General features: G+C 67.9%; 14 protein-coding genes. 4 read left to right on the top strand and 10 right to left on the bottom strand.

Annotation, left to right across the window (positions count from 1 at the left end; all coding sequences use genetic code 11):
• The first annotated feature begins 232 nt into the window (after positions 1–232).
• Positions 233–838 (top strand): DUF937 domain-containing protein, encoded by a 606-nt coding sequence (locus ABE473_RS18420; protein ID WP_346490491.1) that lies wholly within the window; start codon positions 233–235, stop codon positions 836–838.
• A 203-nt stretch (positions 839–1,041) separates the two neighbouring features.
• Positions 1,042–3,276: a catalase/peroxidase HPI gene (gene katG / locus ABE473_RS18415; RefSeq protein WP_346490490.1), complete on the top strand. Its 2,235-nt coding sequence runs from the start codon at positions 1,042–1,044 to the stop codon at positions 3,274–3,276.
• A gap of 69 nt (positions 3,277–3,345) precedes the next feature.
• On the opposite strand, the gene ABE473_RS18410 is transcribed toward katG, so the two are convergent.
• Both ABE473_RS18410 and ABE473_RS18405 read right to left on the bottom strand, forming a co-directional pair.
• Positions 3,346–3,750: a S4 domain-containing protein gene (locus ABE473_RS18410; RefSeq protein WP_346490489.1), complete on the bottom strand. Its 405-nt coding sequence runs from the start codon at positions 3,748–3,750 to the stop codon at positions 3,346–3,348.
• Positions 3,743–3,994: a hypothetical protein gene (locus tag ABE473_RS18405; RefSeq protein ID WP_346490492.1), complete on the bottom strand. Its 252-nt coding sequence runs from the start codon at positions 3,992–3,994 to the stop codon at positions 3,743–3,745. Before ABE473_RS18405 ends, ABE473_RS18410 begins: the two co-directional genes overlap by 8 nt.
• Before the next feature lie 154 nt (positions 3,995–4,148).
• Here ABE473_RS18405 and ABE473_RS18400 point away from each other — a divergent pair, with 154 nt between their 5' ends.
• Positions 4,149–5,636: an MATE family efflux transporter gene (locus ABE473_RS18400; protein ID WP_346490488.1), complete on the top strand. Its 1,488-nt coding sequence runs from the start codon at positions 4,149–4,151 to the stop codon at positions 5,634–5,636.
• On the opposite strand, the gene ABE473_RS18395 is transcribed toward ABE473_RS18400, so the two are convergent.
• From ABE473_RS18395 to ffh, 8 genes are all read right to left on the bottom strand, one after another.
• Positions 5,633–6,010, bottom strand: coding sequence for a DUF6404 family protein (locus ABE473_RS18395; protein ID WP_346490487.1), 378 nt, complete (start codon positions 6,008–6,010; stop codon positions 5,633–5,635). The genes ABE473_RS18400 and ABE473_RS18395 overlap by 4 nt on opposite strands.
• A gap of 85 nt (positions 6,011–6,095) precedes the next feature.
• Positions 6,096–6,503 carry a 50S ribosomal protein L19 gene (gene rplS, locus ABE473_RS18390; protein ID WP_019184486.1) on the bottom strand — a complete coding sequence of 136 codons (408 nt, stop codon included), beginning with the start codon at positions 6,501–6,503 and terminating at the stop codon, positions 6,096–6,098.
• Between the two features lie 153 nt (positions 6,504–6,656).
• Positions 6,657–7,415 (bottom strand): tRNA (guanosine(37)-N1)-methyltransferase TrmD, encoded by a 759-nt coding sequence (trmD, locus tag ABE473_RS18385; RefSeq protein ID WP_346490486.1) that lies wholly within the window; start codon positions 7,413–7,415, stop codon positions 6,657–6,659.
• Between the two features lie 5 nt (positions 7,416–7,420).
• Entirely contained in the window at positions 7,421–7,933 is a 513-nt protein-coding gene (gene rimM, locus ABE473_RS18380) for a ribosome maturation factor RimM (RefSeq protein WP_176990034.1), read from the bottom strand.
• 43 nt (positions 7,934–7,976) lie between these two features.
• Positions 7,977–8,237 carry a 30S ribosomal protein S16 gene (gene rpsP / locus ABE473_RS18375; protein ID WP_017356068.1) on the bottom strand — a complete coding sequence of 87 codons (261 nt, stop codon included), beginning with the start codon at positions 8,235–8,237 and terminating at the stop codon, positions 7,977–7,979.
• Positions 8,238–8,364: 127 nt separating this feature from the next.
• Positions 8,365–9,153, bottom strand: coding sequence for an aminotransferase class IV family protein (locus ABE473_RS18370; RefSeq protein WP_346490485.1), 789 nt, complete (start codon positions 9,151–9,153; stop codon positions 8,365–8,367).
• Positions 9,150–10,226: a nitronate monooxygenase gene (locus tag ABE473_RS18365; RefSeq protein WP_346490484.1), complete on the bottom strand. Its 1,077-nt coding sequence runs from the start codon at positions 10,224–10,226 to the stop codon at positions 9,150–9,152. Before ABE473_RS18365 ends, ABE473_RS18370 begins: the two co-directional genes overlap by 4 nt.
• A gap of 76 nt (positions 10,227–10,302) precedes the next feature.
• Positions 10,303–11,682 carry a signal recognition particle protein gene (gene ffh / locus ABE473_RS18360; protein ID WP_019184491.1) on the bottom strand — a complete coding sequence of 460 codons (1,380 nt, stop codon included), beginning with the start codon at positions 11,680–11,682 and terminating at the stop codon, positions 10,303–10,305.
• 130 nt (positions 11,683–11,812) lie between these two features.
• On the opposite strand from ffh, the gene ccsA reads away from it, so the two are divergent.
• Complete coding sequence (ccsA, locus tag ABE473_RS18355) at positions 11,813–12,607, top strand: cytochrome c biogenesis protein CcsA (protein ID WP_346479572.1); 795 nt, start codon at positions 11,813–11,815, stop codon at positions 12,605–12,607.
• Positions 12,608–12,672: the final 65 nt, after the last annotated feature.

Genomic DNA, 12,672 nt, shown 5'->3' with positions numbered 1-12,672 from the left:
CCGCCGGGGGTGGGGGGGGTTGGGCCGGCGGCGGCCGGGCGCGCCGGGCACCCTCACCCACAGCCCCCCGCCCCGCGCCCGCCACTACCTGGATACGGCGATCACTCCTCGAAACCGGTAGCACCCGCCCGTTGGTCGGGTGGCCGCGCACGCCCCGCGTGAATTCTTCGCATTCCCGTAGTGAACGCAGCGCTATGCTCGGCGGGTTCCCATCCCTGCCCTGGAGTCCGCCGTGAATACCGAATCGCTTGCCGCGTCCCTCTTCCAGCAACTGCAGCAGGGCCAAGGCCTGCAGCAGGTGTCCCAGCAGCTCGGCATCGACCAGAACCAGGCCAGCGGCGCGATCGGCGCGGCGCTGCCGCTGCTGCTCGGCGCGATGGGCCGCAATGCGCAGGAACCGCAGGGTGCACAGGCCCTGCTCGGTGCCCTGCAGCGCGACCACGCCCCCGCCAGCAGCGGTGGCTTCGATCTGGGCGGTCTGCTCGGCAGCGTGCTTGGCGGAGGCGGCGGCAATGCCACCAATGGCGCCGGCATCCTCGGCCACGTGTTCGGCGGCAACACCGACCGCGCGACCCAGGGCCTGAGCCAGGCCACGGGATTGGACAGCAGCAAGACCAGCCAGCTGCTCGCCATCCTGGCGCCGATCGTCATGTCCTATCTGGCCCAGCGCTTTGCCAGCGGCGGCAACCCGAACCAGCTCAGCCAGGCCCTGGGCCAGGAAGCGCAGAGCGCCAACAGCGGCGGCCTGCTGACCTCGGTGCTGGACCAGAACGGCGATGGGCAGCTCGGCGTAGGCGACCTGCTCAAGCTCGGTGGCGGTCTGTTCGGCAAGCGCTGAGGACAGGCGCTGGAAATAGCCTGCGCCTATCGCATTGGTTGATTCATTCGAATGTACTGAATGAACGGCAATGCTTAACGTGTGGGTACGCCTTCACATCGCGGCGCCCCACGCCCGCATGGGCAGGCACCACGTTTCCGACGTCGCCATCGCCTCCCCCGCGCCGGTGGTTTCCACGTTCGCCAGTCCACAGGTAGAGACCCATGAAAAGCGAAGCCAAGTGCCCGTTCAACCACGCCCTCGTCGGCGATGCCACCACCAACCGCGACTGGTGGCCCAAACAGCTGCGGGTGGACCTGCTCAACCAGCACTCGACCCGCTCGCATCCGCTGGATGAGACGTTCGACTATGCCCAGGCCTTCAAGGGCCTGGACTACGCCGGCCTCAAAGCCGACCTCAAGGCCTTGATGACCGACTCGCAGGACTGGTGGCCAGCCGACTTCGGTCATTACGGCGGCCTGTTCGTGCGCATGGCCTGGCACAGTGCCGGCACCTACCGCATCGGCGATGGCCGTGGTGGCGCCGGCCGCGGCCAGCAGCGCTTCGCTCCGCTCAACAGCTGGCCGGACAACGTCAGCCTGGACAAGGCACGCCGCCTGCTGTGGCCGATCAAGCAGAAATACGGCCAGGCGATCTCCTGGGCCGACCTGCTGGTGCTCACCGGCAACGTCGCGCTGGAATCGATGGGCTTCAAGACGCTGGGCTTCGCCGGTGGCCGCCCGGATACCTGGGAACCGGACCAGGATGTGTACTGGGGCCGCGAAACCACCTGGCTCGGCGGCGATGTGCGGTACGCGCACGGTTCCGAAGGCGTGCAGGAGGATCACGGCGTGCTGGTCTCCGATGATGACGCCGACGGCGACCTCCACTCGCGCGACCTGGAGAACCCGCTGGCAGCCGTGCAGATGGGCCTGATCTACGTCAATCCGGAAGGCCCGGATGGCAACCCCGATCCGCTCAAGGCAGCGTTCGACATCCGCGACACCTTCGGCCGCATGGCCATGGATGATGAGGAAACCGTCGCCCTGATCGCCGGTGGCCACAGCTTCGGCAAGACCCACGGCGCCGGCCCGGCCGACAATGTCGATGTCGAACCGGAAGCGGCCGGGCTGGAAAGCCAGGGCCTGGGCTGGGCCAACAGGTTCGGCACCGGCAAGGGCGGCGACACCATCACCAGCGGACTGGAAGTGACCTGGACGCGCACCCCGGCGCAGTGGAGCCATGACTTCTTCGAGATCCTGTTCGGCCACGAGTGGGAGCTGACCAAGAGCCCGGCCGGTGCGCACCAGTGGGTCGCCAAGGACAGCGAGGCGATCATTCCCGACGCGCACGATCCGTCGAAGAAGCACCGCCCGACCATGCTCACCACCGATCTGGCGCTGCGCGTCGATCCGGCGTACGAGAAGATTTCGCGTCGCTTCCTGGCCGACCCGCAGGCCTTCGCCGATGCCTTCGCCCGCGCATGGTTCAAGCTGACCCACCGCGACATGGGCCCGCGTGCACGCTATCTCGGTCCTGAGATTCCGGCTGAAGAATTCGTCTGGCAGGACCCGGTGCCGGCGGCACCGCAGACCACGCTGAGCGCGCAGGACATCACCACGCTGAAGCAGCAGATCGCCGCTGCCGGCCTGAGCGCGGGCGAGCTGGTCTCCACGGCCTGGGCATCGGCCTCCACCTTCCGCGGCTCGGACAAGCGTGGCGGCGCCAACGGTGCACGTGTGCGCCTGGCCCCGCAGAAGGACTGGGCGGTCAACCAGCCGCAGCAGCTCGGCAAGGTGCTGGCCGCGCTGGAGAAGATCCAGGCCGGCTTCAAGGGCGACGGCGGCGCGCACGTCTCGCTGGCCGACCTGATCGTGCTGGCCGGCAATGTGGGTGTCGAACAGGCGGCCAAGGCCGGTGGCCATGAGGTCAGCGTGCCGTTCAACCCGGGCCGCACCGATGCCAGCCAGGCGCAGACCGATGTGGACTCGTTCGCGGTGCTGGAGCCGTATGCCGATGGGTTCCGCAACTACGTCAAGGGCCGCTACAACGTGCCTGCCGAAGCGCTGCTGATCGACCGTGCGCAGCTGCTCACGCTGACCGCGCCGGAGATGACCGCGCTGGTCGGTGGCCTGCGGGTGATCGGCACCAACGTCGGCGGTCGCACGGACGGCGTGTTCACCGATCGCGTCGGTACGTTGAGCAACGACTTCTTCGTCAACCTGCTCGACATGCGCACGCAGTGGGTTGCGGATGGCGATGGCTACAGCGGCCGCGACCGCAGCACGGGCGCGCCGCGCTGGAGCGGCAGCCGGGTGGACCTGGTGTTCGGCTCGAACTCGGTGCTGCGTGCACTGGCCGAGGTGTATGCCAGCGCGGACGGTGAGAAGAAGTTCGTCCGCGACTTCGTGGCCGCCTGGGCGCGCGTGATGGAGCTGGATCGTTACGACCTGCGTTGATTCACCACCGTAGCCACACACAAAGACCGGGCCGCATGGCCCGGTTTTTTCATGCGTGCAGCAGGCAGATTACAGCGCGTCGAGATCCCCCAGCGCGCGGATCAATCGACGCGCACGCTTGTCCGGCTTGTGCTCCGGCGGCTGGTAGCCGTTCTTCGCCGCGGCGCGCTGCAGGCGCAGTTCCGCCCGGCGTGCCAGGGAGGCCTCGCTCTCGGTATACAACTGCTGCGCCACGGGTGCCGGACCGCGCATTTCGCTGAGCCCAAGCACCTGGATATCGAACACTTCATCGCCGCGGCTGATCTGCAGCGCTTCGCCCACGCGCACCGCGCGCGAGGATTTCGGGCGTTGCCCGGCCACATCGACCTTGCCCGTTTCCACCGCCTGTTTGGCCAGGCTGCGGGTCCGAAAGAACCGTGCGGCCCACAGCCACACGTCCAGCCGCACGGCGGCCACCGGTGTTGCGTCAGTCATGCTTCCTACCCAGCTCCACGGCATTGGCCGGTTGTCGGTTGAGGGGTTGCGGAGCGTCCGGCGTGCCACGACACCCGGTACCGCCGATCAGCGCCGGCACCCCGGCATCCAGATCGCGGCGCTGGCTGCCGACCTGGCATTCCGGTCGGTCCATCGGACGCACCTGCGCATCGCGAAGGCGGTCGTCCGTACTCGAACATGCGGTCAGCCAGGCGCCAATCAAGAGGGCCAGCGCGACGGGGATGAACCGGTCAGCCGGGAGGCTCTGCAGCCGGCCAGCGGCCGGCACTACGGGTGGAGCGACGAAGGTGCGTTGAGTCGCGGATGCGTGCATCGCGATATCCCGTTGATGGGCTTGATGCTAGTGTGCCGATCTCTGAGCTCTATCTCCAGCGCACATGGCCAAAGCGCCGCTTGACCTGACCACCGGCCCGATCGGCGGCAATCTGTTCCTGTTCGCCCTGCCGATCCTGGCCGGCAACATCGCCCAGTCGATGAACGGCTCGGTGAATGCGATCTGGGTGGGGCGGTTCCTCGGCGAGGCGGCGCTGACCGCCACGGCGAACGCCAACAACATCATGTTCTTCCTGATCGGCTCGGTGTTCGGGATCGGCATGGCCGCCTCGATCCTGATCGGGCAGTCGATGGGCGCACGCGATCTGCCCCAGGCCCGGCGCGTGATGGGGACCAGTGCGACCTTCTTCATCGGCCTGTCGGTCGTGATCGCGATCGCCGGCTGGTGGCTGTCGCACCCGCTGCTGGCGGCGATGGGCACGCCCGCCGAATCCCTGCCGCTGGCCGAGGCCTACCTGCGCATCATCTTTCTGGCGATGCCAACCCTGTACGCCTTTGCCTTCCTGAGTTCGGCGCTGCGCGGCGTGGGCGATTCACGCACGCCGTTCCGCTTCCTGCTGCTCTCGGTGGTGCTGGATATCGGCTTCAACCCGCTGCTGATCTTCGGCATCGGCCCCTTCCCGCAGCTCGGTATCGCCGGCGCGGCCTGGGCCACGCTGATCGCGCAGACCCTCTCGCTGCTCGGCCTGCTCTGGTACATGCGCAACAAGCGCCATGTGCTGTGGCTGGGGCGCAAGGACATGGCACTGTTCAAGATCGATGGCGAGATCCTGCGCGCACTGGTGGTCAAGGGCGTGCCGATGGGCCTGCAGATGGTGCTGATCTCGCTGTCGATGATCCTGATGATGACCATGGTCAACAGCTACGGCACCGACACCGCCGCAGCGTATGGCGCCTCGCTGCAGCTGTGGACGTACGTGCAGATGCCGGCAATGGCGATCGGCGCGGCGTGCTCGACCATGGCCGCACAGAACGTGGGTGCGCAGCGCTGGGACCGCGTGCGCGGCACCGCGCGCAGCGGCGTGCTCTACAACTTCCTGCTGACCGGCGTGCTGATCCTGCCGCTGATCCTGCTCGATCGCTACACGCTGGCCCTGTTCCTGCCCGAAGGCAGCCAGGCACTGGAAGTGGCGCGCCACCTCAACCACATCGCCGTGTGGTCGTTCCTGTTCTTCGGCGTGAACTTCGTGATTTCCGGCGTGGTCCGCTCGACCGGCGCGGTGATTCCGCCGCTGCTGATCCTGGCCGCCTCGCTGTGGGGCATCCGCGTGCCGTTCGCCGAACTGCTGCAGGACCGCTGGGGCGCCGATGCGGTGTGGTGGAGTTTCCCGGTCAGCTCGTTCTGCGCGATGCTGATGTCGCTGGCGTATTACCGCTGGGGCGGCTGGCGCAAGGCGCGCATGCTGCCCAGCCATCACGAGGAACTGGCCGCGCCGGCCGAGGTCCCCGCTTCGCCCCCCTCGCCCGTGGCGGACCCGAACCCGACCACGCCGCTCCAGCCCGCCCCGGCAGGCACCGCACGGCCGGATTAAGGGGCGCGCCCCTGCAGGAGGGTCTTCCAGGCGGGCAGTTGGTAGCGGCGCCGCTGGTGCTGCATGAGCAGCGCCATCAGCACGCCGAACAACAGCCCGGCCATGGCAGCACTGCCGATGGTAATACCCAGCGTAAGCGAGCCAAGGTCGAGCACCAGCCCCATCAGGGCACGCCACAACACGCCCCACAACACGCCGAACAGCCCGCCCATCACGAACAGGTTGGCACTGAAGCTGGCAAGCAGCGGCGGCGGCACGCGCAGCCCCATGCGCCACAACAGCCGATGCATCGGCGGTGCGCGCATGCCGGCAGGCACATTGGCGTCGGCCATGGCCTGCAGCGCGTGACGAACATCGGCGGGATAACGGTCCATGTGCTTCTCCATCACGAGGTCACAAACGCAAACGGCCACCCGAAGGTGGCCGTTTGAGGCGACAACCGGAGTTGTCGGCCGGGAATTACTGGGCAGCCTTGGCAGCCAGGCGCGCGGCCTTGGCCTGCGCAGCAGCAGCCAGATCTTCCTTGATGCGGGCAGCCTTGCCTTCCAGGCCACGCAGGTAGTACAGCTTGCCGGCGCGGACCTTACCACGACGCTTCACTTCGACCGAGTCAATGATGGCGCTGTGGGTCTGGAAAACGCGCTCGACGCCGTAGCCGTGCGAGATCTTGCGGACGGTGAACGCGGAGTTCAGGCCGGCGTTCTTGGTGCCGATGACGACGCCTTCGTAAGCCTGGACGCGCTCACGGTTGCCTTCCTTCACCTTCACGTTGACGACGACGGTGTCACCCTGGCTGAACTTCGGCAGCTCGCGGGTGATCTGGGCGGATTCGAAGTCCGAGAGGATGGATTTGTTCAGCTTGCTCATGGGTGCACCGATAGTGTTCGGGTGATCGTGTCGTTCGACAACGTGGGCTCATGCAGTCACCGGACTGTGCTGCACGTTTTTTGTAGGGGTTCCTGCCAACGGGCCAAAAGGCCGATGGCAATCCCGAATTGTAAACAAGATCCGGCCCCCGCGCTAGGGGGTTGGATCCTTGGCATCCGCCTGCCGCGCCTGCTCCAGCAGGAGGCGGTCGGCCTTGGACAACCGGCCTTCGTCGAGCAGGTCCGGCCGCCGCAGTGCCGTGCGCAGCAGCGACTGCTGCCGGCGCCAGCGGGCGATGGCGGCATGGTTGCCCGAGCGCAGCACATCGGGGACGGTGCCCCATTCATGCTGGGCCGGATGGCTGTAATGCGGGCAGTCCAGCAGACCCTGCGGGCCTTCGAAACTGTCCTGGGCGGCCGATTCGGCATCGCCGAGGGCCCCCTCCTGCAGCCGGGTCACTGCATCGACGATCACCGCCGCGCCCAGCTCACCGCCGGACAGGACGTAATCGCCGAGCGAGATTTCCTCGGTGACCTCGGCCTCGAGGAAGCGCTCATCGATGCCTTCATAACGGCCACAGAGCAGGATCATCCGCGGCAGCGCCGCCAGCTCGCGGACCTTGGCCTGGGTCAGCGGCCTGCCCTGCGGGCTGAGGTAGATCACCGGTGCGGGCGCCGGATCGGCCGCTTTCGCGGCCGCCAGGCAGGCCCGCAGCGGTTCGATCAGCATGACCATGCCCGGGCCACCCCCGAATGGACGGTCGTCCACCCGGCGGTAGTTGCCTGCGGCATAGTCACGCGGATTCCAGCCATGCAGTTCGAGCAGGCCGCGCTCAGCGGCACGGCCGACCACGCCCAGCGCGGCCGACTGCGCCATGAACTCGGGGAACAACGTGACGACGTCGATACGCATCCGGGTTAGAACTCCGGATCCCAGTCGACCACGATCAGGTTGGCCTCGAAATCCACCGAGACGACGAACTCGGGCTGCACGAACGGAATCATCCGCTCACGGTCGCCCTGCACCACGAGCACGTCGTTGGAGCCGGTCGAAAACAGGTGCGAAGCCCGCCCCAGTTCGACACCATCGACGGTGCGCACCTGCAGACCTTCCAGATCGACCCAGTAATACTCGTCGGGCTTCGGGGGCGGCAGTGCACTGCGTGCGACATAGACTTCGGTCCCGTACATCGCCTCGACCACATCGCGGTCGGTGATGTCGGGAAACACGGCCACGAGATGCTTTCCGGACTGACGTCCGCGCGCACCGGTGAGCGTGCTCTCCTGGCCGGCGGGGGTCCGCAGGATCCAGGGCTGGTAGTGGAAAATGGCGGTACGCGGCTCGGTCCAGGACTCGAGCTTGATCTCGCCTCGCACACCAAAAGCGCCGACAATCCTGCCCAGCAGGATCCGGCGCTCGGTATCTTTCATCTGTATGGACCGAATGGGCCGCGACAGGCGCGGCCCGTCAGGATCAGGCCGCGGAGGCCTGGGCCTTGGTCGCTTCCTTGTACAGGTTGCGAACCTTGTCGGTCATCTGGGCGCCGTTGGCGACCCACTTGTCGACCAGCGGCAGGTCCAGCACGATACGGGACTCGGCACCCTGGGCAACCGGGTTGTAGTAACCGACGCGCTCGATGTTGCGGCCATCACGGGCGCTGCGCGAGTCGGTCACGATGATGTGGTAGAAGGGACGCTTCTTGGCGCCGCCGCGAGTCAGTCGAATCTTGACCATGGTGTTGTTTCCTCAATTGCCCAGTCGCCAGGATGGCGCGGTAAGCCGGCGATTATAGCGGCGGCCTCCGGTCATTCCAAGCCTGTGAAGACCGGGAAAGCTGAACAGGGCCTGCAGATCCGGCGGCTCAGGCCACCAGCGGCTGCCAGGGCGCTGCCCCCAGGACCTGCCGGGCCTTGGCGTACAGCGCTTCCGAGTTCGCGAGCACGACCCCATTGATCGCCGCGATCGGCCAGAGGCCGGCCGCGTTGCAGGCGATGGCGGCATCGAATCCGGGCAGGTCCGCCAGTGCGACCGGCCGTACCTGCTGATCACCGCCCCACCCCGCCTGCAGCAGACGCTCATGGGTGCCGCGCAGGGCGGGCGCCTGCGGCCAGACCAGCGTGCTGCCCGAGGCGAATGCGATGTTCCAGGTAGTGCCTTCGCTGACAAGTCCGTCGTCGCCGACGAACAGCGCGTCGTCCACGCCTGCCTGCAACGCCTCCCGGCGATGCTGGAACAGCGCGAACGTGCCGACATGCTTCACATGCGGCAGCTCGCGCTGATAGCGGACCGTCCGCAGTCGTCGCGCTATCGCCGGCAGATCGACCGGCGGCGCAACGGCCACCAGCACATCCACGGCGACGGGCTGCAGCGGCCGCCGGAAATCGAACTGGCGCGAAAACACAGTCACCCGCAGCGAGGCATCGACCGCCCCTTCGGCCTGCAGCGCGTCGTGCATCCAGGCCCGCACCTGCAGCGGATCCAGTGCGCTGCCGAACAGTTCACGCGTGCCCGCCTGCAGGCGCTGCAGATGCAGATCCAGGCCCTGCACCGCGCCTTCGCGCACCTGCAGCGAAGTGAAATGGCCGTAGTTGGTGAGTGCACCGGCAAGATCATCGGCGCTGGCGGCGCGGCCATTGCAGTAGAGCGTCATCCGAGCAGCGCCTTCGCATCGGACCACATCTGCTGCAGCACCTCGGCCGCCGGGCGTGCCGGGGCCAACCACGCGGACTGCCCGGCCCAGGCCTGCATTGCATCGACGTTGTTGTCCCGGCCCGCCTGCGCGCGCATCGGCGCGGTGAGCCCACGCTGCACCGGATAAGGTCGCGGCGTCGGCGCCTCGACTGCGGCGGCCGCGCGGACATACGCCGTCGCCAGGCCACGCCCGAGGCGGCCACTGAAGGCGCGCGTCGGCCAGGTGTCTTCCGGCTCGGCCTCGGCCAGCGCCTGCGACCACGCCGGATTCAAGCCGCACTCGGGGGTGCGCAGGAAGGCCGTGCCGACCTGCACCGCACTCGCGCCCAGCGTCAGTGCCGCCGCGATGCCACGACCGTCGGCGATGCCACCGGCAGCGATGACCGGGATCTCCAGGTGGTCGGCCAGCCGCGGCAGCAGCGCGAACAGCCCGACCAGCTGGCGCTCGGCCGCCTCCGGATCGAACGCGCCACGGTGGCCGCCGGCTTCGAAGCCCTGTGCGACCACCGCATCGGCGCCGGCGGATTGCGCGGCCAGCGCTTCAGACAACGTGGTGGCGCAGGCGATCCAGGCGATGCCCACGTCTTTCAGGCGCTGGACCTGTGCCGCCGTGAACACCCCCATGATGGTCGACGCCACCGCCGGGCGCGCCTGGATCAGGGCATCGAACTGCGCATCGAAATCGGCCGGTCCGGCATCGGCGGCACTGGCCGGCACCTCCGGACCCCACTGCGCCAGGAAGCGGCGTGTCGCGGCTTCGGCATCGGCATCGCGCGACGGCAGCGGATCCGGAATCCAGACATTGACCTGCGCCGGGCCGGTGGACTGCGCGCGGAAATCGGTCATCCACGCCACGATGTCCTGCGGCTGCGACAACACCGCGCCCATCGCGCCCATGCTGCCGGCGTTGGCCAGCGCGGCCGACAGCGGCACCGGGCAGGCGCCGGCCATCGGCGCCAGCAGGATCGGAGCCTGCAATGCAAAACGCCGACAAAAGCTGTCGGCGCGTTCGAGAAGCGGGGAACCATTCACGCGCGGCGCACCTGTGGAAGGAGACGGTGCCAGCATACGCCGCACCGTCCCTGCCCGGAATGCACGCGCGCAGGACTCAGCGGAACGGCATGCCGCCGCGGCCGCCCATGGCGCCCATCATCCCCTTCATGCTGCGCATCATGCCCTTCATGCCGCCGCCGGCCATCTTGCTCATCATCTTTTCCATCTGCTGGAACTGCTTCATGAGCTTGTTGACGTCGGCCGGGGTCAGGCCGGAACCACGCGCGATGCGGGCGCGGCGCGAGCCGTTGAGCAGGCCCGGGTTGCGGCGCTCTTTCTTGGTCATCGAGTTGATGATCGCGATCATGCGCGGCACTTCCTTGCCCTGGCTGACCTGCTGCTTGAGGTGCTCGGGGATCTGGCCCAGGCCCGGCAGCTTGTCCATCAGGCCGCCGATGCCGCCCATGTTCTGCATCTGCTCGAGCTGGTCGCGCATGTCGTTCAGATCGAACTTCTTGCCCTTGGCGACCTTCTCGGCCAGCTTCTGCGCCTTGTCCTTGTCGACCTGCTGCTCGACCTGCTCCACCAGCGACAGCACGTCGCCCATGTCCAGGATGCGGCTGGCGATACGGTCGGGGTGGAACACGTCCAGGCCGTCCGGCTTTTCGCTCACGCCGACGAACTTGATCGGCTTGCCCGTGATGTAGCGCACGCTCAGCGCGGCACCGCCACGGGCGTCACCGTCGGTCTTGGTCAGCACCACGCCGGTCAGCGGCAGCGCATCGCCGAAGGCCTTGGCGGTGTTGGCGGCATCCTGGCCGGTCATGGCGTCGACCACGAACAGCGTTTCAGCCGGGTTGACCGCGGCGTGCAGCGCCTTGATCTCGGCCATCATCGCTTCGTCGATGGCCAGGCGACCGGCGGTATCGACGATCAGCACGTCGACGAACGACTTGCGGGCGTCATCGATCGCGGCGCGGACGATGGCTTCCGGCTTCTGGTCGGCGGTGGACGGGAAGAACAGCACGCCGACCTGGTCGGCCAGGGTCTTGAGCTGCTCGATCGCGGCCGGTCGGTAGACGTCGGCCGAGACCACCATCACCTTCTTCTTGCGCTTTTCCTTCAGGTGCTTGGCCAGCTTGCCCACCGTGGTGGTCTTGCCCGCACCCTGCAGGCCGGCCATCAGGATGATCGCCGGCGCCGGCACGTTGAGGTTCAGGTCCGACGCGGCCGAGCCCATGACCGCGGTCAGCTCGTCGCGCACGACCTTGATCAGCGCCTGGCCCGGGGTCAGCGACTTGAGCACTTCCTGGCCGACCGCGCGCACCTTGATGCGTTCGACCAGCGCCTGCACCACGGGCAGCGCGACGTCGGCTTCGAGCAGCGCGATGCGGACCTCGCGGGTGGCCTCGCGGATGTTTTCCTCGGTCAGGCGACCGCGGCCGCGCAGCCGCTCGATGGTGCCGGAGAGGCGCTGGGTCAGGGACTCGAACATGGAAGCGACCTGTTCAGAACAAAAGACAATGAGACCGCCAGTATAACGGTTCCGCCCGGACTCCCGGACCGGCCCTGCCTGCGGCCCGCCGGGCATCGCCAGCACCCCGGGGGTATGCGAAACTGACACGATGACAATCGTTCTCATCGCGACCCTGCTGTACCTGACCGCCACCGGCCTGCTGGTGCGCGCGGTCGTCCGCGATGATGCGGTGACCTCGCCGGCCTGGCTGTGGCCGGCGCTGCCGGCGATGCTGCTGCACGGCGGCTATCACGTGCTGGTGGCGATGCGCACCAGCGGCGGCCCGGACATGCACTTCTTCGCCGCCCTGTCGCTGGTCGGCCTGGGCATGGCGTGGCTGACCTCGCTGGTGGCCGCGCGCGGGCGCATGGCCGCGCTGGGCGTCCTGGTGTTCCCGATGGCCGCGGCCGTGCTGTGGATCTATCACGCCTACGGCCACGCGCCGAGCAGGCCGCTGGGCTGGCAGTTGGCCACGCATGCGTGGATGGCCCTGCTTGCGTACGCCACGCTGAGCGTGGCCGCCTTGCTGGCGATCATGCTGTGGCTGCAGGAGCGCGCCCTGCGCCGCCGCGATTTCCGCCCGTGGCTGCGCGCCCTGCCCCCGCTGGCCGATCTGGAAGCGCTGCTGTTCCGGGTGATCGCGGTCGGTTTCGCGCTGCTGACGCTGACGCTGGTCACCGGCGTGCTGTTCGTCGATGACCTGCTGGCCCAGAAGCTGGTGCACAAGACGGTGCTGAGCATCCTGTCCTGGATCGTGTTCGGCACCCTGCTGATCGGCCGCCGCCGCTATGGCTGGCGCGGTGCGAAGGCCGTGCACTGGACCCTGACCGCGATGGCGCTGCTGCTGCTGGCGTTCTTCGGCAGCCAGTTCGTGATCGAGCTGGTGTTCGGGCGCACCCGATAGAAGCATGGCGTCCCCCCCGAGGGCACAACACGAAACACGCCGGGCCAGGGGTTGTGGGGACGGGG

The organism is Stenotrophomonas sp. TWI700 (assembly GCF_039673645.1).
GTDB lineage: Bacteria > Pseudomonadota > Gammaproteobacteria > Xanthomonadales > Xanthomonadaceae > Stenotrophomonas > Stenotrophomonas maltophilia_AA.
Note: the sequence above shows the minus strand (reverse complement) of the source record. Positions and strands in the feature narration are given on the sequence as shown.

What these genes read in the sequence shown, in the direction of transcription:
- katG (WP_346490490.1), top strand. Translation starts at nt 1,042, where the DNA reads ATGAAAAGCGAAGCCAAGTGCCCGTTCAACCACGCCCTCGTCGGCGAT.
- ABE473_RS18410 (WP_346490489.1), bottom strand. Translation starts at nt 3,750, where the DNA reads ATGACTGACGCAACACCGGTGGCCGCCGTGCGGCTGGACGTGTGGCTG.
- ABE473_RS18400 (WP_346490488.1), top strand. Translation starts at nt 4,149, where the DNA reads ATGGCCAAAGCGCCGCTTGACCTGACCACCGGCCCGATCGGCGGCAAT.
- ABE473_RS18395 (WP_346490487.1), bottom strand. Translation starts at nt 6,010, where the DNA reads ATGGACCGTTATCCCGCCGATGTTCGTCACGCGCTGCAGGCCATGGCC.
- rplS (WP_019184486.1), bottom strand. Translation starts at nt 6,503, where the DNA reads ATGAGCAAGCTGAACAAATCCATCCTCTCGGACTTCGAATCCGCCCAG.
- trmD (WP_346490486.1), bottom strand. Translation starts at nt 7,415, where the DNA reads ATGCGTATCGACGTCGTCACGTTGTTCCCCGAGTTCATGGCGCAGTCG.
- rimM (WP_176990034.1), bottom strand. Translation starts at nt 7,933, where the DNA reads ATGAAAGATACCGAGCGCCGGATCCTGCTGGGCAGGATTGTCGGCGCT.
- rpsP (WP_017356068.1), bottom strand. Translation starts at nt 8,237, where the DNA reads ATGGTCAAGATTCGACTGACTCGCGGCGGCGCCAAGAAGCGTCCCTTC.
- ABE473_RS18370 (WP_346490485.1), bottom strand. Translation starts at nt 9,153, where the DNA reads ATGACGCTCTACTGCAATGGCCGCGCCGCCAGCGCCGATGATCTTGCC.
- ffh (WP_019184491.1), bottom strand. Translation starts at nt 11,682, where the DNA reads ATGTTCGAGTCCCTGACCCAGCGCCTCTCCGGCACCATCGAGCGGCTG.
- ccsA (WP_346479572.1), top strand. Translation starts at nt 11,813, where the DNA reads ATGACAATCGTTCTCATCGCGACCCTGCTGTACCTGACCGCCACCGGC.